Annotated in this window: 2 protein-coding genes; both read left to right on the top strand. The window is 35.8% G+C overall.

All coding sequences use genetic code 11. From position 1 onward, the window contains the following. On the top strand, positions 1-512 hold a 512-nt coding region (locus FE296_RS32565; protein ID WP_411860550.1), incomplete at its 5' end, for a restriction endonuclease subunit S. 27 nt (positions 513-539) lie between these two features. After that, positions 540-1,720, top strand: a 1,181-nt coding sequence (locus FE296_RS00345; protein WP_150363979.1) for a type I restriction endonuclease, incomplete at its 3' end; no start/stop codon positions are given.

Genomic DNA, 1,720 nt, shown 5'->3' with positions numbered 1-1,720 from the left:
ATACCAGCAATATAACTAAAAATCACATCTATAATATACAAAAATTAGATGTTTTTAATGATAAAATTCCAAGCAGAGCAAAAAGAAAAGTCAAACAGAATGATATTGTTTATTCTACTGTTAGACCAAATCAACACCATCATGGAATAATAAAAGTACCTGTTGAAAATATGTTAGCTTCCACAGGATTTGTGGTTCTGACAAGTAAGGGAAGATATTCAAATGACTTAATCTATTTATGGCTTAACCAAGAAGAAACAACAACAAAGTTACAGTCTATTGCTGAACAAAGTACTAGTACCTACCCATCAATTAAACCAGGTGATATTCTATCAATTAAAATACTAGTTCCACTAGAAAAACAATTAAACGAGTTATCAGATATGATTGAAGTACAGCATAAACAAATATGGATTAATCAACAACAGAATCAAAAATTAATGGAGATTCGCAACTCTCTCCTTCCAAAACTAATGTCAGGTGAAATCCGTGTCCTTATAGATAAAGAATAGTTTTTGCATTAGAAAGGGGGAAATAAAGTGAGCCTTTTAGAGAACTTCACAGAAGATTTATTGGAACAAGCGGTCATCGAAATCCTGCAGGAGATGGATTATGAATATGTATTCGGTCCGGAAATCGGTCATGGTGGTGAATATCCAGAACGGAATGACTACCGCGAAGTGATTTTAAACCAGCGTCTTCGGGATGCCCTCTTTACACTGAATCGTCATTTGCCAGAGGATGCACTAGAAGATGCATATCGTCAGATTATTTCGTTTAATAGTCCTTCCTTACATGAAAATAATAAACAATTTCATAAGCTTTTAGTTGAAGGTATTGATGTAAGCTTTCATCAAGACGGACAGATTAAAACCGAAAAAGCGATGGTGCTAGATTTTAATCAGCCAGAGCGAAACAGTTTTGTCGTCGTCAATCAGTTTACGATTATTGAAAAAGAAGAGCGTAGACCCGATGTGCTCATCTTTGTAAATGGTCTTCCGCTTGTGGTTATTGAATTAAAATCAGCTTCTGATGAAAATGTAGGCATTGAACAAGCCTATAACCAGATTCAGACATATAAAAATGATATCCCTTCTCTATTCCGTTACAATGCGTTTAGCATCATCTCAGATGGCATTAATGCCAAAGCAGGTACCATTACTTCGAATGAAGAGCGCTTTATGAACTGGAGAACAGTAGATGGGATTAATATCGAACCTTTAGACGTTCCTCAATACGAAGTAGCTATCCGCGGTATGCTAGATAAAAAACGTTTAGTCGATATTATTCAAAACTTTATCCTCTTTCAAGAATCAAAAGAAGCGATTCATGATGAGAATGGGAATAAAATCGGTGACAACAAAACCATTATTAAAATCATGGCGGCCTACCATCAGTACTTTGCGGTTAAAAAAGCAGTAGAAAGCACAAAACAAGCCACCGCAAAGCAAGGTGACCGTAAAATCGGTGTGGTATGGCATACCCAAGGATCAGGGAAAAGTTATTCCATGGTATTTTACACCGCATCTTTAGTAAACGAACTAAATAACCCTACGATTGTTGTCATTACGGATCGAAATGACTTGGATGAACAATTATATACAACGTTTGCGAAGTCTGAAGATATTTTACGTCAAACTCCTAAACAAGCCCATATTCGTAAGCTAACCGAAGAACAAAAGAAACAGCAGGCAAAAGATCAATCAAAAGAATTAAATGG

Source organism: Paenibacillus sp. UASWS1643 (assembly GCF_008693195.1).
Classification (GTDB): Bacteria; Bacillota; Bacilli; order Paenibacillales; family Paenibacillaceae; genus Paenibacillus; species Paenibacillus amylolyticus_B.
This window is presented reverse-complemented; position numbering and strand designations above follow the sequence as displayed.